This is a genomic window from Rickettsia argasii T170-B, from assembly GCF_000965185.1.
Classification (GTDB): domain Bacteria; phylum Pseudomonadota; class Alphaproteobacteria; order Rickettsiales; family Rickettsiaceae; genus Rickettsia; species Rickettsia rickettsii.
Genome location: NZ_LAOQ01000004.1, coordinates 79004 through 100275 on the forward strand (window position 1 = coordinate 79004; position 21272 = coordinate 100275).

Below are 21272 nucleotides of genomic sequence, written 5' to 3' on the forward strand. Positions count from 1 at the left end.
AAAAAAGTACGTGAGCAAAGGCGCATGTCAGAAAATTCACTTGTATCAAGCTTTCTGAACGACGCTGTACCAAAAAAATATTGTTACTTGGTAGTGTAGAAATTTAATTATGTATTTAGAATTAAGTTAAAGGAATTTCTCAATGAAAGTTGGAAAGCAGAAAGATAAACTAAGCTGTTTTGTCTTTTATTGTAGGCATGGATTTTACTACCTCAGATACGCCACTTTGAGTAGCTGCCGCAGTAGTAGCAGCACTACTGTGTCACCCCCACAGGATCCATAAAAACAATAAAAAATACTAAAATTATTAATATTTTTAACTGGATCCCATGGTCAAGCCACGGGATAACAGAGGTAAAATTGATCCACGCAACAATATAGTCAATTCAGCTCAATTTAGTGACAGGCGTAAGGAAGAGAGTCTATAATAATAGGCGAGTTCAAGATAATCAGGAATTAAGCAAGAAAAATCACAGTTTGATTGAAAAGTCAAAAAGAATTACTTTACTATAGCTTGCATTAATTTAATATATAATATTTTAACTATTAACAAATCTCTATTTATTTATCGGTGTTCCTACCAAAGCATGCTTAAGTACTTGATCAATATTTGATACAGATATAATTTCTAGGCTTTCTTTTATATTCGGCGGTATATCTTTCAAATCTTTGACATTCTCTTCAGGAATCAACACGGTTTTAATACCTCCTCTACTTGCAGCAAGTAACTTCTCTTTAAGACCACCTATAGGTAAAACATTGCCTCTTAAAGTAATCTCACCGGTCATTGCTACAGTACAATGTACGGGTATTTTAGTCATCAACGAAACAATAGTCGTAAACAAAGCACAGCCGGCAGACGGTCCATCTTTTGGAATAGCTCCGGCCGGTACGTGAATGTGAATATCAAAATCTTTATAATTGTCGTACTTTAATCCAAAATTTGTTGCTCTGCTTCTAAAACAACTATAGGCAGCCATTGCCGATTCTTTCATAACATCACCGAGTTTTCCGGTGGTCTTTATTTCACCTTTCCCTGGAAATGCTAAAGCCTCTATAGTTAAAAGCTCTCCGCCTACTTCAGTGTAAGCAAGTCCCGTAGTACTTCCTATTTGATCTTCTTTCTCGGCAAGCCCGAAATTATATTTCTTAGCTCCTAAAAATTCTTCAAGATGATTACTATCTACGGCGATATGCTTAACACTTTTATCTGCTAAAATCTGCTTTAATGCTTTTCTAGTTAATGCCCCTATTTCACGCTCTAAAGCTCTTACACCTGATTCCTTGGTATAATATCTAATTAAATCCAAAATTGCCGTCTTGGATATAGTAATTTCATCTTTTTTGATTTTATGCATTTTAAATTGTTTTGGAACTAAATAATTTCTGGCAATTTGGAGCTTTGTTTCCTCTACATAACCGGAAATATATATTTTTTCCATTCTATCACTTAAAGCTCTAGGTAAATCATTAGAGTTAGCAGTAGCAATAAATATTACATTTGATAGATCATATTCTACTTCTAGATAATGATCAACAAAGTGACTATTCTGCTCAGGGTCTAATACCTCAAGCAAAGCGGATGCCGGATCACCTCTAAAATCAGAACTCATTTTATCGATTTCATCAAGCAGCATTACAGGATTACTAGTCTGAACTTTCTTAAGTTGACCTAAAATTTTACCGGGCATTGATCCAAGGTAAGTTTTTCTATGCCCTCTGATTTCTGCTTCGTCTCTAACACCGCCGAGCGCAAGTTTAGTATATTTTCTGCCCATTCCTTCGGCAATAGATTTTACAAGTGAAGTTTTACCGACCCCTGGTGGACCTATTAAACATAATATAGGTCCTCTAATTTTACTTGAACGCTGTAATACCGCTAAATATTCTATAATTCGTTCTTTAACTTTTTCGAGTCCAAAATGGTCACGATTTAAAATTTTCTCTGCTTGGTTAATATCTATTTTTCTATTATCATACTTACCCCAAGGCAGGCTAAGCAATGTCTCAAGATAGTTACGCGTTACTCCCGACTCCGCTGACATTTGGTTCATGGTACGGAGTTTCTTAAGTTCAGCCTCAGCTTTTTCTTTTGCTTCTTTTGATAATTTTAAACTTTTAATTTTTTTCTCAATATCGGCAAGTTCTGATTTATCTTCATCAAGCTCTTTTTGAATAGCTTTCATTTGTTCGTGCAGATAATAATCACGCTGCGTTTTTTCGATTTGCTTTCTTACTCTTTGCTGCAATGCCTGCTCGGTTTCTGAATTTACTATATTGGAAGTAAGCGTACTAATAACCGTAGTGATACGCTTAAAAGGACTAGTTTCTTCTAATAAATGCTGCTTTGCCTCAAGTGAAGTTATCAAATGTGAGGCTAATATATTTATAATATCTATGAAATTAGTGCTATTACTTATTTCTTTATTGATAGTTTCAATAATTTCTGCATTAACTTTCTTATCATTAATCGCATATTTACTAAATAGTTGTACTGCATTATCAACGAGTGAACGCATGTTATTAACGTCAAATATTTCTTCATCTGGAATAATTTCGTAATTTGCTTCAAAAGCTTCCTCGCCTTTGATATTGCTTAACTTTACTCTTGCTACTGCTTCTATTAAGATTTTTGCCGTATTATTAGGCAGCTTCACTATTTGGATAATCTTGGCAAGTATAGCTGTGTTATAAAGTTCGTGTGTACTAGGGTTTTCTTGATCAAATTTTTTCTGTAAAGTTACTAAAATATATTTACTATTATCTTCCGCGGAAATGATAGTATGAGAGAGTGCTTGCAACGATTTTGGCCTACCCACAAAAATAGGAGCAATTACTCCCGGGAATACTACCATATCTCTCAGTGCCATTAACGGAAGGGATTTTTTATTCATCAATTAAAACCTTTTAAAATTTCTAATTATTAACTATATAATATAGGATCAACCTGATTTCAAGCTACCATTATTAATTATATTTATGAATTTATTACTACAACCTCCTCAAAATGTAGCAGCCGCACATAATAGAATAAAACAATATCTACATTTAACTCCGATCGTTCACTCTGAAAGCTTAAATGAGATGCTCGGTCATGAGATTTTTTTTAAGGTTGAATCATTACAAAAAACCGGTGCATTTAAAGTTAGAGGCGTGTTAAATCATTTATTAGAATTAAAAGAGCAAGGAAAATTACCTGATAAAATAGTCGGTTATAGTACGGGTAACCATGGAATCGGTCTTGCTTATGCGAGTAAATTATTCGGTATTAAAACAAGGATTTATTTACCGTTAAATACTTCAAAAGTAAAACAGCAAGCAGCTCTTTATTACGGCGGTGAAGTTATATATACATATACTCGACAAGAAGCGGAAGAAAAAGCAAAAGAAGATGGAAAGCAAGGATTTTACTATATGCATCCTTCCGATAGTGATTCTACAATAGCAGGAGCAGGCACGTTATGCTATGAAGCATTACAGCAGCTAGGTTTTAGTCCTGATGCTATTTTTGCCTCTTGCGGCGGCGGCGGTTTAATTTCCGGCGCATATCTTGCCAAAGAATTAATATCACCGACAAGCTTGTTAATAGGTTCAGAACCTTTAAATGCCAATGATGCTTATTTATCTGTTAAAGATAATAAAACATATAGATTTAACTATGCTCCGAATACTATTGCGGACGGTCTTAAAACCTTGAGTATATCAGCTCGTACATTTGAATATCTGAAAAAACTTGATGATTTTTATTTAGCAGAAGAATATGAAATATATTACTGGACTGCATGGCTTACTCATTTACTTAAAGTAATATGCGAGCCGTCAAGTAGTATAAACATGATTTCAGTGGTAAATTTTTTAAAAACACAATCCAGACCTCAAAAATTACTAGTACTAATCTCAGGCGGTAATATCGATCCTATTCTTTATAATGAATTATGGAAAGAAGAGTATTTAAGCATCTCACCTAAATCTTTATGTTCTGATGTCATTTCTGCGAAAGCAGCAATCTAGTAACCTTTAATGTCATACCGCGACTTGATCGCGGTATCTTAGGACTCAGATTGTGATACAAGACCCCGTGGTCACGCCACGGGGTGACAATAAAAAATCTAGGTTCCCGCTTTCGCGGGAATGACATAGAAATAATGTAACAAAGCCTCCTCACAATGATGAAGTTATATTAAAATTTAACCCTTTCTTCTTACTGCTTTTTGATTTTTAGTAGAAGTATTAGGAGTGATTTGCGGAGGTTTTATATTAGAACTTCTTAGTTTTATTGAATCTTCAAATATGGTTTTATCAAATGCTATTGGATTGATTTTTCTGAGTTCCGCTAAATTAAAATTATTCATTTGTTGCGGTTGAACTATAATAGGCTCACCCGTAACAGGAATTAAATTTTTAAATTCAGGATTAGTTGCTACTTTATCTTTATTTTCATTTAAAAATTTTGTTAGACCTGCAGTAATTTCAGGATTTGTTAAAGCATTTGAAAAGATTTTATCATTAATTGTCTTCACTACATATCCATCACTCAGAGTAATATATTTATCTACAACTTTTCCTAATCTTTTTTCCAAATAGTTTCTACCTGTAAATATCTGCTTAAATTTTTCCCATAAAGAAATACCTCTATCATTAACATCTTTTAATTCAGTGGCTATTTTAGTACTATTCTCAGTTAGATAAGTAGAATCTAACTTATTTAATTCCCTTATTATTTCAGGATTCTTTATGCCTGATGAGTTAGTAAGTATAATAGTTTGTTCTAATTGCTTACTAATTTTATTATTTTTTTCTAATCTATTACTAATCTGCTACACCGTATAAGTGGCTGCCTTTTGTAATTCCTTAAGTTCCACTTGAGATAATTGATTTACTCTTGGGATAAACTGCTTACTATCTTTATTAAATTTCTGGCTTTTATCCCCTTGCATAATAAATTTTTCATATTTCTCAAGTTTGTCTGGAGTGTTTTTAGGATCTTGTTTTAAGATTTCTATAGCTTGATCTTTTACAGCCTGTGCATATTGCTCTTTAGGTATAGACTTTCCGCTTACGGCTATTAATGCTTCTTTAGTTGCTCTTATAGGATTGGCAAAGATTTCTTCTTCATCTTCTATACCCATCAATAATAATTCATCAAAAGGTCCCCCTTTATTTAGAGGAAGTACAAAACCCTTAAGTGCTGCTTCAGCCCTTGCGACATCAAACTTTAGCTTATCTGCTACACTAGGTATTAGTTTTATATCTTGTCCTAAATTGATATGCAAGTTATCTACTAATTTTTGTATATCTTTATTTTCTACAACTTCACTAATAATTTTACTGGCAAGTACTTCAAGCGTACTAGTGATATATTCTTCAGATTGTAAATATTGTTGAATAGGATCGGTAGTAACAATATTTTTATTCAAAGTATCTAATCTACTATCTACGTTTTTTATATCAACTATTTTATCTTTTACTGCAACCGATATCTCAGTCACTTCATCGTTTTTTTTAATAGTATCATCTATGTTAGTTATAATCTCTGCCATATAATACTCATTATTAAGTTATTTGATATAATGAACTAAATTATCAAACTTTGTAAAAATTCGCAACTATATTATCATATAAATCACTACTTACTATGCCCTGACTGTTGCCCACTCTCTCTACTTTTATTAAGGTTTTCAACATGAGATATAGGGGGTGATATAGAAGACTTATAGCCTTGGGGTATTGTTTTATTTTGCTTTACAATATTTGGTGCTTGTTTTTTTCTTTGTATTTCTTCCGACAAATTTTTCGTTTCTATATGTAGACTATTACTTTTTTCAAAGTTAGCAAATGCTTGATCTATATTTTTTTGAGCATAATCCGTACCGGTAAAACTGCTACTATTCTTTGCCATAGCTTAGGTTTGGTTACTCTTTGTAATTCTAATGCTATACTTTCTCCCCCCATCCGTGTGTTCCTTAAATATCCAGGATTTAACTCTGCTAATACTCTTTTAGTACCGTTAACAAGTGCAGAATTGCTGCTCTCAAGTAATGGGGCAAAATTCTTGATAATTTCTTTACCTTGCTCTATCATTTTTTCAGACGGTCGTTTACTTATCGCTGGTAATAAAGTTTTAATTATATTAGGCTCATTTACTCCTAACTCATTAATAGACAATAAAGCTTTTGCTTCTTTTTCATTTGTTTGAAAAGTAATTTTTAAAAATTCAGCTATCTTTAATGCTGCTTGTGTTAATGCTTCTACTTGTTTTGGATCATTAATTTGCTCTTGTTTATCAAGTTTAGGGGTAGTATTTTTAGTAAGAAATTTTCTATAGTTACCTAATGTTGTTTCTGAAACATTTTCTTTAAGGTTATCTAATGTTTTATCTATTAATTTCTCTCTATATTGTTCTTTATATATTTTTTGGTTAGCTAACGCTAACATAGCTTTTTCTAATGGTTTTTTAATATCCATCACTTCATCTTCGCTTAAACCATTACGTTTTTTGTCGTTCATTTGCTCTACTTGAGACTCACTTAAATCTATGGCAAACCAATTTAAAATTTATGAATGAAAATTAATTAAAACTTATAAAAAGAATTGTATTTTTTCATAGAAGAGGTCCTGATCGTAATTTCATCAGGGATTTCGGTTATGAACCTTGAAGGGTAAGAACGGACTATTTCATAAAATATTTTTCTGCTTTCAGCATGAGTAATGTAGAGGTCTTTTTTGGCTCTCGTAATGCCGACATAAGCAATGCGGCGTTCTTCTTCTAAGCCTTTTTCGCCGTCTTCGTCTAGAGATCTTTGAGACGGAAATACCCCCTCTTCCCAGCCCGGTAAAAATACCACGTCAAACTCAAGCCCTTTAGCTGCGTGCAGGGTCATTATAGTAACAGAGCCACCGTAATTGGTTTCAAGCACTTCATTTTCCATAACTAAGCTTGAATGTGCGATAAAATCATGAACATCGTTAAATTCAGTAATAGCTCTAAGCATTTCGTTAATATTTTCGATTCTACCGAATGCTTCTTCGGTTTTTTCTTCTTGAAGCATTTCAAGATAACCGGAATCATCAAGTATTGCTTTAACTACGTTTATTGGAGCATCTATACTAAATCTTTCGTACCAATTATCGATTTTAGTAATCAAATCTTTTAGAGTTTCATATGATTTTGCTTTAATCTCACCTATTTCTAGCATTTCTTTAAGGGCTGCGAAATTAGAAATATTTCGCTCAAGTGCATAGACTCTAATTTTATTTAAGCTAGCTGCACCTATTGCCCTTTTCGGCACATTTATAATACGCTCAAGTGCTAGATTGTCATTTTGATTCAAAGATATACGGATATAAGCAAGCACGTCTCTTATTTCCATACGTTCATAGAACCGCAAACCGCCTATAATTTTATAAGGCATAGCACTATTTATAAACGCTTCCTCAAAACTTCTTGTTTGAAATCCGGCTCGTACTAATATTGCAATATTACCGGCATTATACCGGTTTTCTCGCACTAACTTATCTATTTCACCGGCTATATATCTTGCTTCTTCTTTATCACTCCAACAAGAGATAATTTTTATCTTTTCACCGTTTTCCCTATCCGTCCATAACGTTTTACCGTGACGGTTTTTATTATTATTGATAACATTGGAAGCAGCAGCAAGTATTGGCAAAGTTGATCTATAATTCTGCTCTAATTTAATAATTGTTGCACCTGCAAAATCTTTTTCAAAACGTAATATATTCCCGACTTCTGCTCCTCGCCAACCATAAATAGATTGATCATCATCCCCTACACAGCAAATATTTTTATATAAACTTGCGAGCATTCTTGCCCATAAATACTGGACAACGTTAGTGTCTTGATATTCATCGATTAAAATATATCGATATTTTTCTTGGTAATATCTTAGTATTTCAGGGTTTTTAATAAAAAGCTCATTATTATAAAGTAGCAAATCTCCAAAATCTAAAACATTAGAAATAAGTAAATTTTTCTGATATTCTTCGTATACAAGTTTTGCAACCCTCTGTAGCGGTAAATTAGTATCTGATACTGATAGTTTAGTTGGTAATAATCCTTGATCTTTCCATCTAGAAATTATTATATGTATTAATTTAGGAGCATATTTTTTAGTATCAATATCTTTTAGCTTTACTATATCCTTCACTAGTTTTAATTGATCATCATGACTAATAATAGTAAATCTATTATTTAAACCAAGATTTAAATGCTCAATCTGGTCACGTAATATCCTAGCTGCCATTGAGTGGAAAGTGCCTATATTAAGACCATGCAATTAATTAGACTATTAACTCTTTCAGCCATTTCTTTAGCAGCTTTATTAGTAAAAGTAACAGCTAGAATATTTTGAGGTGAGGCTAAATTTTGGTGAATAATATTAGCTATTCTTGAGGTAAGTACCTTTGTTTTACCTGTCCCTGCACCTGCAAGCAATAAAAGCGGTCCTTCAGTGTGAAGAACTGCTTGTTGCTGCTCTGGATTTAATGTATGTATGAAATCTTGATTTTGCATTTGTTTTAAGGATGTTGTGCTATGGCTCTACTATGTCATTCCCGCAAAAGCGGGAATGACATTAAAGCATTAAAATATCACCTTATTCTTCTTAGATTTTTAATAATATATGAAATAGTAATTATCGGACTACAAATAATTATTTTCAATAACCTAAAATAAGAGCTTAAATTTCTATCTTCAATAAACCAATTATATAAATCATTTATAGGTTTAATCTCAGCAGGAATAATATATTGATCTTTAAATAATTCTTTTAAAACTCTTTTTGCCTGTTTTACTTCTACTTTACGCTCTATTGTTAAGCTTTGATCATGTACTCGGTAGAAATATAAAGATTCCGGTATATGAGCAAATTTCGTAACAAGCCCAAACCTTAGCCAATATTCATAATCATCCACTAACTGCATATTTTCATTATATCCACCTACTTGCCTTGCTAAATCGGCTCTATATAAGAAACATGCACCGACGCAATCTCTAATCGGTAAAAACTCAGGAGGTTCTTGATAAAGTCTTATTCCTACTTTACCGTGGTCATCGATCAAAGTATAATCAGTATATACAAGCCCTATCTCAGGTGAATTATCAAGTATCTTAACCATTTTTTCTAAAGCATTTTCATGGAAAAGATTATCATCCGAAGTCCAAGTAAAATACTCCCCTTTGGCCTCTTGAAAAGCAATATTAAGACTTGCCGGTAATCTTTTATTGGTCTCATTTACTATTACCTTAATACGTGAATCCTGCTTTGCATATGTCCTAGCTACTATAACGCTATTATCTTTTGAGCAATCATCAATAATAATAAGCTCAAAGTCTTTAAAGCTTTGATTAATGCAACTCTCAATAGCAAAAGGTAGTAGCTTCTTTCTATTATAAACCGGTAAAACTATTGAGATTTTTGGAAGATTACTATGCATGTCCTCCTAACATATCAAGAGTATTTAAACTATTAATTATATTTTCTATTAGTGATGATTCTTCAGTTTTACATCCATCTTCAAGGATTAATAATATATTGCTTAAAGCATTATTAAGCATTTTGGGTATTATAGTATTTTTCTCTTCAAACCTTTTAATTAGTTGCATCAAAGGATCAACATATTCAATTATTAACGATTCTTTATATTGATCTAATAGCTTGGCAAGACAATCAGATACTGCTCATAACAAAAGATCAGCTCTTTCATTATCTATTAAATCAAATACTTCATAAATTTTTTCAATTTGTACTTCAATATTATCTACAAGCACTAGCATAATTTTTACTATTTAGATTATTATATTTTCTATGTCATTCCCGCGAAAGCGGGAATCCAGAAAAAATAATCTTAATACTGCTACAAAGAATTATATTTTTTATAAAATAAGCATATAAAATAATTTTTTATATTCTTTACTAGATTCCTGCTTTCGCAGGAATGACATAAAAGGAACCATGCGGGCATTCTTAATTCTGTAAATTTATATATTTCGTATTTAGATATTCAAATATCCCTTCAAATGAGCCTTCAACTCCAAAACCTGAAGCTTTACGTCCTGCAAAAGGTGCTTTTGCATTTGCAGGTAACGGGTCATTAATCGATACCATACCAAAATCAAACTTAGACGCTATCATTTGTGCCACGGATATATTATTTGAATATACATATCCTTGCAAGCCGTATTCGGTATTATTTGCATGTTCTATTACTTCATCCAAATCTTTAAACTTATAACAAGCAACTACCGGACCGAATATTTCTATTCTAAAGATATCCATATTATCCAAACAGTCAATAATAATAGTAGGCTCAATAAAATTATCAACAGCTTTACCGCCGCAAATTAATTTAGCTCCTTTACTTTGTGCATCAGCGAGTAACTTTTGTATTTTTTCTATGGCAGCAGAATTAATTAACGGACCTACATCCGATTCCTTATCAAATCCGTCACCGGCTTTAAGCTTAGTAAATTTAGCCTTTAGAATTTCTATAAATTTTTCATATATAGATTCTTCTATAAATATTCTGTTAGGTGAAATACAAGACTGTCCACTATTTCTAGTTTTAGCGATTACTAAATCACTTACTACTTTCTCTAAATTATTATCTGCCGTTATAATGAAAGGAGCATTGCCGCCAAGTTCCAAAGATAAACGTTTTAGAGTATTTGCGGCATTTTGATATAGAATTTTACCGACATTTGTAGCGCCGGTAAATGATAATTTCCGAAGCCTAAAATCTTCACAAAAAGCCTTACCTATAATATCTGAACTACCTGTAATTATATTAAATACTCCGGCAGGCAAACCGGCATCGCTTGCAAATTTCGCAAGTACTAAAGCTGATAGAGGCGTAAGACTTGACGGTTTTAATATAACGCTGCAACCCGCAGCTATTGCAGGTACTACCTTGCGAGTAATCATTGCATTTGGAAAATTCCAAGGAGTTATAGCAGCAGACGGTCCTACAGGCTCATATTGCGTAACAATTTTATGAGTTTTACTATTACCGGGTTTGATAGTCGAATGAATATTATGTATAGCATATGTATACCAATCAATAAAAGAGGCTCCATATAAAATTTCTTTTTTTGATTCAGCAAGTATTTTACCCTGCTCTAGGGTTAATATATGACTTAACTCCTCAATATTTTCGATTACTAAATTATACCATCTTCTAAGAATCGCTATTCTCGCTTCAAATGAGCTTTGTGACCATAAAGAAAAACTAGTCACCGTATTATTAATCGCTGAATTAATCTCAGATAATCCTAAATTCGGAACTGTAGCAATTTCTTTTAAGGTCGCAGGATTAATAACGGATATTTGCTTCCCGAACTCTATAAATTCACCGTTTATATAATTCTTTCCCGTAATGTTTTTAAGTAAGCTCATATATTTTTACCTGCGTGGATACTAAAATCGTCATTGCGAGCGAACATTGGCGTTGTTGCATAGCGCGAGAAAAGTGTTACAAACTTATCTTAAAATTATACGGCAATACTAGCAAGAAAAATATTTATAATGAATTATTTATACCAAAATCTTCACCACCCATTTGGCTTTCTAATACATCATAAGAAATATTTTCCAAATTAGCATGTTTTATAATATTAATGATATCTTCAGGAGCTATTGCGTTTAATATAAGATTCAATATTTCTTGAGGAAATTTATATCCAATGTCAGATAATATAGCAAAGTTTTCAGTTATATTATAATAAAGTCTATACACCTGCATTGTTTAAATCTTCTAGAATATTTTCTCACAATAAATTTGATACTTTCCCTACCTTTATAGCCTCAGCTATTTTAACCCATAACTCAGAGGGACTTAATTTCTTCTTTGCCAAAAGCTATTAAATTCTTGAATGGCTCTAAATAATTACCTTTAACTCCTTTAATATTTCCCCATGCATACTCAATAACCTCAGATGAAATATCAGATTAATATTTTTTCTTAGGATTTATTAATTGTGACTATAAAAAGATCGCAGCTGAGAGAAATACTTTTTCTAAGTTATTAAATAACCGCCTTTATTAAGATTTATATTTGCTAACAGCCAACCACTTGAGTCATCTCCATTAAAAATCCAATTCTGATGTAACATTGAGTCAAAAGTCAAATTTTTAAATATATTAGTAGTCGTAGGCTTATCAGTAGCTAACCTAATATCAGGAGCCTTTATTACTTGATCATATCTAACTCCGGTTATTTCTAGCTCTGTAAATTTTTCACTTTGGCTATTTGGATAAAAATGATTTAAGTAAAATTTTATTGCAGAATATATTAAAAATTTTTGTGAAAATGCGGCTCTGCTAGCTCTATTTCTAAATCAGCATTTTTCAATGCTTCTAAATTTTGTATGTTAAAACTACCTCATCCAACTAAAAATTTCATAAGTAATGGATATGTATAAATATTTTGTTTTTGTGGTGGTATATTTATTATGTTCCAAGTCATTATATATCTGTACCTAATTAAATTAATACACAATGAATATAATAAGTGTCTTACTGAATGCAACAATTTTTTATTAACTTATATGTTAATTTACAGCTAAAAAATCTAAATTATTTATTTAGAAATTTTTCAGCCTCAAGAGCCGCCATACAGCCTGTTCCTGCAGCAGTTACTGCTTGTCTATAAATTTTATCCTGAACGTCACCAGCAGCAAAAACACCTTCTACACTAGTTCTAGTAGTGCCTGACTTCGTAATGATATAATTATCGTCATCCATTACAATTTGTCCGGTAAATAGCCCCGTATTCGGTGCATGCCCAATAGCTATAAATACACCACTACAATTCAATAAACTAATCTCTTTGGTGTGAACATTTTGAATTTTAACTCCAGTAACGGATTTTGGTTTATTGCTACCTACAACCTCATCTACTACATGATCCCAAATTACTGATATTTTAGAATTTTTAAATAATCGATCCTGTAATATTTTCTCAGCTCTAAAACTATTTCTTCTATGCACTATAGTGACTTTGTTAGCATGATTGGTTAAGTATAAAGCTTCTTCTACTGCACTATTTCCTCCCCCTACTACAACTATTTCTTGATTCTTAAAAAAGAAACCATCGCAAGTAGCACATGCCGAAACACCAAAACCACGAAATTTCTGCTCTGAAGCTATACCAAGCCATTTTGCTTCCGCACCGGTACAAATTATTATGCTCTCCGCGTCATATTCATTTCCTGCTCCTGTAAATACTTTAAAAGGTCTTTTTGATAAATCCACCTTTTCTACGTAATCACTAACAATTTCCGTACCGACATTTTTAGCCTGCATAGACATCTGCTCCATAAGCCACGGTCCTTGCACCGTTTCCGCAAATCCTGGATAGTTCTCAACATCGGTGGTAATTGTAAGCTGCCCGCCTGGCTGCATACCATTTATTAATATTGGTTTTAAAGCAGCTCTAGCTGTATAAATAGCGGCACTTAAGCCCGCAGGTCCTGAACCTATTATTAGTACTTTAGTAGTAATTTTCATAATTATTATTTATTAATTTAAATAATGCCTACGTCATTCCTGCGAAAGCAGTAATCCAGAAAAACATATAAAAAACAGTTTCTTTATATGTTTATTTTATTAAATATGTAATTTTTATACCAAGATTAAGGTTATTTTTCTGGATTCCCGCTTTCGCGGGAATGACATCCTGAACGTTCGTACAATACAAGGTCACACAATCTAAGACTTCTTTTCTAACCAAGATTTGACATAGTTAATTTCTTCAGGGTTCATTAGAGAAGGAGCATGACCGGCATATTTTATTTCATAAAGATCAAAAATTTTTGTTTCTTTCATCTTTTTAATAGTAGATTTTGTTAAAACTTGAGATTTCATCCCATGAATTACTAATATTCTACATTTTATTTTATTCCATACAGACCATAGTTTAATATCTTCCTGGTTACTAGCATTGTTCATTCCTTTTGTTATAGCAGGATCATAATTCATTTTATATTTTCCGCCGAACGTAGAAATTACACTATATTTTGTTAAATAATCCCAATCTTCTTCATCTTTAATACCGCTTTGTGCATAAATAAGTTTTAAATGTTCTTTTGCACTAGCCAAATCATCTAAGAGTATCGTTTTTTTAGCATAACCTCCAATTTTAATTAAAGGAGCAGCATCAATAAACGCCCCTACATCATTTAATATTAAGGCTTTAAAATATTTTTATATTTACTGGCAAGCACCATACCTATAATACCACCCATTGAAGTACCAAGCCAAATAGGATTTTTGATATTGAGCCTTTTAAAAAAAAATAACGTATCTTTAATATAAGTCGTATAGTTATAATGATTAGCTTTTTTAAAATTTTCGCTATCACTGCGACCGGGATAATTTATTGCAATTACTCTATAATTTTTACTCAACTCTTTAGCTATTTTATCAAAATCATGAGCATTTCTAGTTAAACCGTGAGCACATACTATTATATTTTTATTTTTAGGATCACCGAATTCCAAATAAGAAATTTTATGTTTCGGTATATATTGAAGAGGTAATAAATTAATATAGGGACCAATTTTTATTGAATTAATTTTCATATGAACCTATTAATACCAATTTAGAATAAATTGTAAAAAAATCATTGTCATCATGTTATTAATTTAAGTCACTTAAAAATATACTGACCATGGTCGGCATATATATAACTACAAAAAGTAAAGATAAAAACACAGTAGCTGCAACTTTTTCAGGGTAAAATTTCTGTAAATTCGCTATAACTATAGTATTTGCTGCGAGTGGTGCCGTAGAAAGTAGTTTTAGGGCATTATAGTAATCATTGTTATACCATTTTGTTACAAAATGATCAAACATGATAAATAACCCTACTCCCAAAGGATAGAATAGAAATTTAGCAGCAAAAGTAGCAAGAGTAAATTTGATATCGACTTCAAATTTTTGTAGAGACGAAAGAGCAAGACCCACCATCACCATACCGAGTATCGAAAAAGAGCCTTTCATATTATATATAAAATCATCTAAAAAATCCGGTAAAGTAAAACCGCAAAAACTAAATAAACATCCCAAGAAAAAAGCATTTAAAATCGGTAATTTTACTACTTTTAATATACTATCGGTAGTATTAGCAAAGCTCCTCATACAAATATAAAAGCCGACGGAACATTCATAAATATTCACTCCTATAACAGCCATCATGTAAATACTTAATGTATAATCATCAAAAAGTGCTGCAGCTATAGGCAACATAAAATACCCGCCATTTGCCGTACCTGCAGACAAAGCTATAATATTACGTGTATGATCCTGCCAAAATTTACCAAAAAAATAATAAGAAAAGAGCGATAAGAGTGTTGCAATTACAAATGTTACAACCGTAACGCTTAATGCCGCAAGTGTTAAGGTTGTACTAGCAGGTATCGTAAAAAATACTATAGGTGATATAAAATAGAATAGTAACGAGGATATACTATCTTTTTCAACATTTGAATATTTACCTGCTAAAAATCCTATTACTAAACTTAATAATACCGAAACGGTTTTAAAAAAAACTATACTAAAGATTATCATGTAATGAGCTAAAGATATAATTACTTATAATATATGAGGTTTTATTTTTTTTCACTAAATTTTGTAAAGATTTTTACTTCATCAGACCAAAATAAATTTCTAATTGAAACTTTAAAAATCTTATGTTATTTAAGGTGTCTAATTTAATATGAAATTTTCATATTATTTATGCAAAATCTATTATCCTTATTCATTATATTTTTTTGTTTAAATATCTATTCTAATCCTATGCCACTTGGGCTTGAATTAAATAAAACTACCAATATAGATCTAACAAAAAAAATACAAAATCATCAATAAAGAACCTAATTATTGGCAAGGATATAATTATTATATAGTTATATAGAACCAAATACAAAAACTATATATAAAGCTTTAGTGATATGTAATGATTTTAAAGCCGTTATTTTAACTATAGATCAAAATAAATTTGAAGAGTTTTATAACATTTTAAAAGATAAATATAGTTTAGAAGAAGAAAATGATAAAGTGGTTACTTTCAAGGATGGTGAATGTGTAATCATACTTAAATCTTCTGAATTAAATACCGAAATGGAACTTGTATATATAACAAACGGTTTTTATAAAGAATTTTTAAACAAACTAGATAAAGAAAAAAAATTAGAGCAAGAACAGATGAAGAGATTGCTGTAATACTTGATTGGTATTGCTCGCGTGGAATCATATGTCATTCCTGCAAAAGCAGGAATCTAGCATAAAGCGAGATGAATCGAGCTTTTAATTTCAAAAATTTGCTGTATTTATACTTTTTTCTGGATTACTGCTTTCGCAGGAATGACATAAGGAATAACACACGAAGCTACTTCAGAAATTATAGGCATATGTAAATTATATTTTTTTATCAAATCCAAAACTAATTTTAATGCTTCTCTTCCCTCTACTAGCTCTTTATATTCCTGTAAACATTTCTTTTTATCGCTACTAATTCCAAGTTCATAACCAAATTTTGTATTACGTGAACCTAACGAATAACAAGTAAGCACTAAATCGCCTACTACACCCTCTAGTAAAATATCAGAATTTTTTTGCATACCACCTAAAGCTTTCGACAAAATAGCAATTTCTTTTAAGGCAGCTACTATAAGCGTTGCTCTTGCATTTTCGCCCTGCTTTCTTGCTAAATCAATACCGCTTTTAATAGCAAAAATATTTTTTAAAGCTCCTGCTACCTGTAATGTTACAATATCGCTTGACACATTAGTAGTAAAAATTTTTGAACTTAGGTTATAAGCTATTTTATTTGCTATATCTATCTCTAAACTTGCAATACTTGCCGAAGCAGGTAAATTTTTAGCAAGTTCTTTTGCTAGATTCGGACCTACAAAAAACGCTGTAGGGTTATGCGGTAATAGAGTTTTTAACCTATCTGAAAATAATGCGGTAGGATTACGGGCAAAGCCTTTTGTTGCAATTAGAAGAGTATTGTTTTTAGAAATGCTGTGAGTTTTTAATAATTTTATTGAGTCATCAAAAGCGTAAGACGGCACTGCAATAATAATTAGTTCAAAATCCTTAATTATATCTAAGTTTGTAGTAGCCTGTAAACGAGAAGGTAATTTAATATCCCCTAAATATTTTACATTAGTTTTGTTATGTAAAATTTCCTTTGCTATTGCCTCATCACGTAAAAATAAAGTAACGTTATTACAGTTTTGTGCTGCTAAAGAAGCAAGGCTAGTACCGAAACTCCCTCCCCCATAAACCGCAATATTTTTAAATTTGTTCATGTGCTTATTTTTTCTTTGTCACTTGCAGGTTTGTAGGTATCGTTGCTTGGCTTGTTTATGTCATTCTCACGAAGGCGGGAATGACATCGAGCGAATTTCTCGAGCCATAAAACAATACTACTCACAATAACAATTTCACTACTCCACAGCTTTCTCAAGATTTACTATTATAACGGGTGACTTATTAATTTCTTGTTTTAAGGTTTTACGGATTGTTCCTTTTATTGCCTCGATTACTTGTTCATCCGACAATGCTTTTTTTGCCTGTTTATTTTGAATGGTAACAAGTTCTTTAATGTCGTTTTTAATGAGGTTCACTAATGCCATATCCTCTTTCGGATCAAGCAGCCCGGACATAGACAGCATTGGGTTTGCAGCAAGCAGTCCTTTTTTATTAATGACTACTGATGCTACCACGATACCCGATTCACGCATACGTCTTCTAGCTTTGAAAATCGGAGATTCAACGGGCAACAAATAATTACCGTCAACAGCTAAATAACCGTTTTCAACCTTTGAAATTACTTTTGCATTATTAGGTTCAAGCAGTACTACACTACCGTTTTCAACCTCTACTGACTGTTTTATGCCGTTTTTCTTAGCAAGCTTAACATGTTCATGAATATGTACAGGCTCGCCGTGAACAGGTATACAAATATTCGGTCTAATTAGAGAATACATTTTTTGTAGCTCGTCAATCGATGGATGTCCTGAAACATGTACAAAATGGTCTCGCTCGGTAATAACTTCTACACCGGCTTTAACAAATACATTAAATAGCCTAAATATTTTCTTTTCATTACCCGGAATAATTTTTGAAGAAAAAATCATTGTATCCTTAGGAACAAGCTTTATAGACGGGTGAGAATTACTAGCCAGTTTTGCGGTGGCAGCCATAGGCTCACCTTGACAACCGGTAGCAATTACTAATAATTCTTCTCTTCTAAATCTGCTAACATCACGTTCACTAATTAGAGGAGCAATATCTTTCAAATAGCCGCTTTCCTGCGCAGCAAGCATCATACGGTGCAAACTTCTACCGGTTAAGACTACTTTTCTACCCGCAAGCCCTGCAGCATGAATTATTGTATCAAGCCGTGCTAAATTAGAGGCAAAGGTTGAAACTACTACCATTTGAGGACAACCGGCTATAATATCTACTAAACTTTTTCTAACATCCCCCTCAGAACCTGAGCTTCCTTTATTAAATACGTTAGTTGAATCACAAACAAGTGCAAGAACCCCTTCATCTCCGTAAGATTTTAAAAGCTCCTCATTGGCTTTTTGTCCAAGTATCGGATCGTTATCAAATTTCCAATCCCCCGTATGTAAAATATTACCTGCATCCGTACGGATCATAATTGCTTGCATTTCAGGAGCCGAGTGAGTCAGTGGCACCATCTCTAAGGAAAAAGGATCTAGATTTATTTTACTACCGAGTTTTACTTCATGAATTTTTATACTTTTAGCAAAATCATATTCATTTAAACGAATTTTTAAAAAATTTGCTGTAAAAGTAGTAGTATAAATAGGACACTTAAGGCTATTCCATAAATATTGGACTCCACCTAAATGATCCTCGTGAGCATGAGTTAAAATCAGACCTACTATATCTTTTTTATATTTCTCGATAAAGCTGCTATCAGCAATTATCATATCAACACCGGGTAAATAATCATCGGCAAAACCGCTACCACAATCAACCATTAACCATTTACCTTGATAATGGTAAAGATTAAGATTCATACCTATTTCATTAGATCCCCCTAGCGGTACAAATAGCAGATCATTTTTATGATTTTTGATGTTGAATGATGACATAATTTAACTTAATATTTATTTTATTACTTTATTCTTATAACTTATTATTAGTTAAGCGTCTATATATTAAAAAAGAAATTCATATAATGAATATAAATAAAATAGCATTGATTTATAACCAAAATTCCAAACATTTAGCTATTATAGAGGAAATAAAAAAACTCTATAATTATTGTAAAATAGAGGAAGCGGAGGTCATTATCGTAATAGGCGGGGATGGAGAATTACTACATAATATTCACCGCTATATGCATCTTAATATACCTTTTTACGGAGTTAATTTAGGAAGCCTCGGCTTTTTAATGAATCCTTTAGATACCAAAAATTTATTACAAAATATACACGAAAGTACGGTTTCTATCCTAAATCCTCTTCTTATGCAAATCGAAGATACGAGCGGTCAAATATATACGGCACTTGCTATTAACGAAGTATCGATCTTTCGTAAAACTAATCAAACTGCTAAATTTAGAATAGACGTAAACGGGATAGAGAGAATGAGCGAATTAGTAGCAGACGGAGCTTTAGTTGCAACACCTGCCGGAAGTAGTGCTTATAATTTATCTGCCAGCGGTCCTATTTTACCGCTTGAGTCAAACATGTTATGCCTAACCCCTATCTGCTCGTTTAGACCGCGTAGATGGCACGGTGCTTTACTGCTTTCATCTGCTACGATTAAATTTGAAATACTTAATACAAATAAACGACCGGTAAATGCTACTGCCGACTTTCAGGAGTTTAATAATATCACAAATGTTACCGTTAAATCTACTAAGGATAAGCCTGTCAAACTGCTCTTTAATAAAAACCATACGCTGGAAGATAGAATTATTAAAGAGCAATTCGGTGGTAATTATTAAAAAATATTAATAATTTTTTTACTAAGAATTAAACTAATGTATGATGCCTTGTTAAAAATAACTAGGCATCATATATGAAATCAAAAAAGTCTTCTATTAACTTCTCTAAAAATAACCATATTTTATGGTTACCACTTGAAGCTCCAATATTACCTTAAATACAGCTATAGAATTGTACTCAGCAATAGTTAAGGATTTTGATATAAAAAATAATTATTTAAGAACTATTGAAGAAATAAAAAATTCAAAATTAGCTCCAGAATTTGCTAATTTAGCAATTAAGAAGATAAAAGCTATTGGAATGTGTATTAAAAAATACAGTTACGCAGAACTTAAAAATCATGAGTTATTTAAAGATTATGAGATTAGTGAATATAATGCTTTAATTAATAAAAATTCTAAAGTAGAAATATTTTTTGAATACAAACCTAGCTCCAATTCTTCTAACCCTATCACTAAGATTATCAATAAATTTATCGCTAAGGAAAATATTTTTCGTTTAGCCGTAGTAGAAAAGAATATTGCATTAATTGAAGAAGTAGCTAAAGATATACTTAAATCAGCACCTATAGTTTTAAATTTACTCAAAACTCAATGAGAATGGTATCAAAAATATCTAAATTTTATTGCAGAAATTTTATTATTTGTAAAACCTGAATTTTAACCTGATATTATTAAACAATTAGCAAATATAGAAGATTTTGCTATTCTAGGCTCTTTTTCTGAAATATTGCTTGCTACCAAAAAATATGATGAAATAATAACATTACTTGCACCACGACTAGCGAATCTAGTAACAATGAGCAAAAACAGGAAAGTAAATTCATCTATTTTTGCCGTTATAATCTATTAGTAGCCTATAATAATACAGGAAAATTATCATTAGACGAAGAGCAATTATTACGCATTTTAAAGGATCGACCAAAAGATAGCAATTCAATCTATAGCTTATTTAATATTTATTTACTTAACGAAAGGGCAACAGAAACAAAAAATTTAATCAAAAATGCTCCTACAGATATCAAAACTTTAACAGCAATGAGTTTTAATTTAGCTGAAATTGCTGAAGCTAAATTAAATCTAATTAACCAAGACAATTTATCTAAAGATAGTAAAGAACAGTTTCGATGTTTTCAATATATTGCCAAATACAATCAATATTCTGCTGCTGAGAAAATTGTGAATGAAGAAAACCTAAAGGATGAGTGAATCGAAATTAGCAACTCTATTAGTGGTGTTATATTACTATCTACAAC

The 21272-nt window shown here is 31.8% G+C and carries 15 protein-coding genes and 5 pseudogenes; 5 read left to right on the top strand and 15 right to left on the bottom strand.

Going from position 1 to position 21272, the window contains the following annotated elements; all coding sequences use genetic code 11:
• Window positions 1-557: 557 nt before the first annotated feature.
• Complete coding sequence (lon, locus tag RAT170B_RS05425; protein WP_045805807.1) at window positions 558-2894, bottom strand: endopeptidase La; 2337 nt, start codon at window positions 2892-2894, stop codon at window positions 558-560.
• A gap of 85 nt (window positions 2895-2979) precedes the next feature.
• On the opposite strand from lon, the gene RAT170B_RS05430 reads away from it, so the two are divergent.
• Complete coding sequence (locus tag RAT170B_RS05430; RefSeq protein ID WP_045805808.1) at window positions 2980-4011, top strand: serine/threonine dehydratase; 1032 nt, start codon at window positions 2980-2982, stop codon at window positions 4009-4011.
• A gap of 176 nt (window positions 4012-4187) precedes the next feature.
• Here the strand turns inward: RAT170B_RS05430 and RAT170B_RS05435 are convergent.
• The 12 genes and pseudogenes from RAT170B_RS05435 to RAT170B_RS05490 all read right to left on the bottom strand — a co-directional run bounded on the left by RAT170B_RS05435 (window position 4188) and on the right by RAT170B_RS05490 (window position 15587).
• Window positions 4188-5540 (bottom strand): annotated as a pseudogene (locus tag RAT170B_RS05435) (hypothetical protein).
• Between the two features lie 86 nt (window positions 5541-5626).
• Window positions 5627-5899: a hypothetical protein gene (locus RAT170B_RS05440; RefSeq protein WP_045805809.1), complete on the bottom strand. Its 273-nt coding sequence runs from the start codon at window positions 5897-5899 to the stop codon at window positions 5627-5629.
• A complete protein-coding gene (locus tag RAT170B_RS05445) occupies window positions 5845-6507 on the bottom strand; it encodes a hypothetical protein (protein ID WP_045805810.1) in 663 nt (220 codons plus the stop codon). Before RAT170B_RS05445 ends, RAT170B_RS05440 begins: the two co-directional genes overlap by 55 nt.
• A 65-nt stretch (window positions 6508-6572) precedes the next feature.
• Window positions 6573-8533, bottom strand: a pseudogene (gene pcrA / locus RAT170B_RS05450) (DNA helicase PcrA).
• A 77-nt stretch (window positions 8534-8610) separates the two neighbouring features.
• Complete coding sequence (locus RAT170B_RS05455) at window positions 8611-9456, bottom strand: glycosyltransferase (protein ID WP_045805811.1); 846 nt, start codon at window positions 9454-9456, stop codon at window positions 8611-8613.
• A pseudogene (locus RAT170B_RS12180) lies at window positions 9449-9796 on the bottom strand (hypothetical protein). Before RAT170B_RS12180 ends, RAT170B_RS05455 begins: the two are co-directional and overlap by 8 nt.
• 190 nt (window positions 9797-9986) lie before the next feature.
• On the bottom strand, window positions 9987-11414 hold the full coding sequence (locus RAT170B_RS05465) for an NAD-dependent succinate-semialdehyde dehydrogenase (RefSeq protein ID WP_045805812.1): 1428 nt from the start codon (window positions 11412-11414) through the stop codon (window positions 9987-9989).
• A 124-nt stretch (window positions 11415-11538) separates the two neighbouring features.
• Window positions 11539-11760, bottom strand: coding sequence for a hypothetical protein (locus tag RAT170B_RS05470; protein WP_045805813.1), 222 nt, complete (start codon window positions 11758-11760; stop codon window positions 11539-11541).
• 315 nt (window positions 11761-12075) lie between these two features.
• Window positions 12076-12369 (bottom strand): annotated as a pseudogene (locus RAT170B_RS12185) (hypothetical protein).
• 224 nt (window positions 12370-12593) lie between these two features.
• Window positions 12594-13526, bottom strand: a complete 933-nt coding sequence (trxB, locus tag RAT170B_RS05480) for a thioredoxin-disulfide reductase (protein WP_045805814.1) — start codon at window positions 13524-13526, stop codon at window positions 12594-12596.
• A 201-nt stretch (window positions 13527-13727) separates the two neighbouring features.
• Window positions 13728-14599: pseudogene (locus RAT170B_RS05485) on the bottom strand (alpha/beta fold hydrolase).
• A 58-nt stretch (window positions 14600-14657) separates the two neighbouring features.
• Window positions 14658-15587 (bottom strand): AEC family transporter, encoded by a 930-nt coding sequence (locus RAT170B_RS05490; protein WP_014014308.1) that lies wholly within the window; start codon window positions 15585-15587, stop codon window positions 14658-14660.
• 378 nt (window positions 15588-15965) lie between these two features.
• Here RAT170B_RS05490 and RAT170B_RS08955 point away from each other — a divergent pair, with 378 nt between their 5' ends.
• Window positions 15966-16241, top strand: coding sequence for a hypothetical protein (locus tag RAT170B_RS08955; RefSeq protein ID WP_082068676.1), 276 nt, complete (start codon window positions 15966-15968; stop codon window positions 16239-16241).
• A 107-nt stretch (window positions 16242-16348) separates the two neighbouring features.
• On the opposite strand, the gene RAT170B_RS05500 is transcribed toward RAT170B_RS08955, so the two are convergent.
• Both RAT170B_RS05500 and RAT170B_RS05505 read right to left on the bottom strand, forming a co-directional pair.
• Window positions 16349-17335, bottom strand: a complete 987-nt coding sequence (locus RAT170B_RS05500) for an NAD(P)H-dependent glycerol-3-phosphate dehydrogenase (protein ID WP_045805815.1) — start codon at window positions 17333-17335, stop codon at window positions 16349-16351.
• A gap of 138 nt (window positions 17336-17473) precedes the next feature.
• A complete protein-coding gene (locus RAT170B_RS05505; protein ID WP_045805816.1) occupies window positions 17474-19156 on the bottom strand; it encodes a ribonuclease J in 1683 nt (560 codons plus the stop codon).
• A gap of 86 nt (window positions 19157-19242) precedes the next feature.
• Here RAT170B_RS05505 and RAT170B_RS05510 point away from each other — a divergent pair, with 86 nt between their 5' ends.
• The 3 genes from RAT170B_RS05510 (at window position 19243) to RAT170B_RS10570 (ending at window position 21225) form a co-directional block, all read left to right on the top strand.
• Window positions 19243-20016 (top strand): NAD kinase, encoded by a 774-nt coding sequence (locus RAT170B_RS05510; protein WP_045805817.1) that lies wholly within the window; start codon window positions 19243-19245, stop codon window positions 20014-20016.
• 172 nt (window positions 20017-20188) lie between these two features.
• The gene (locus RAT170B_RS05515) at window positions 20189-20614 is read left to right on the top strand and encodes a hypothetical protein (protein WP_261368734.1); all 426 of its coding nucleotides are present in this window, start codon (window positions 20189-20191) and stop codon (window positions 20612-20614) included.
• Window positions 20615-21054: 440 nt separating this feature from the next.
• Complete coding sequence (locus RAT170B_RS10570; RefSeq protein WP_186786297.1) at window positions 21055-21225, top strand: hypothetical protein; 171 nt, start codon at window positions 21055-21057, stop codon at window positions 21223-21225.
• The last annotated feature ends 47 nt before the right edge of the window (window positions 21226-21272 follow it).